Consider the following 228-nt stretch of genomic DNA (forward strand, 5'->3'; position numbering starts at 1 on the left):
GCACGATCATGGTTTCGCCCACCGCCCGGCCGGCGCCGATCATCACCGCGCTCAGGATGCCCGGTGAGGCCGCGGGCAGCACCACCCGCCAGAGCGTCTGCCAGCGGGTGGCACCCAGTGCCTGGGCACCCTCGGCGAGGCTGTCGGGCACCCCGTTCAGGGCATCCTCGGCCAGCGCATAGATGCCGGGGATCACGGCAAAGCCCATGGCCACACCGACGATCATGG

The 228-nt window shown here is 71.1% G+C and carries 1 protein-coding gene; it reads right to left on the reverse strand.

Features of this window, described 5'->3' with window-relative positions; all coding sequences use genetic code 11:
- A partial coding sequence (locus tag H2O73_RS21600) for an ABC transporter permease subunit (protein ID WP_182110858.1) occupies positions 1-228 on the reverse strand: 228 nt, incomplete at both ends.

This window comes from Vibrio marinisediminis, assembly GCF_014050145.1.
Taxonomy (GTDB): Bacteria; Pseudomonadota; Gammaproteobacteria; order Enterobacterales; family Vibrionaceae; genus Vibrio; species Vibrio marinisediminis.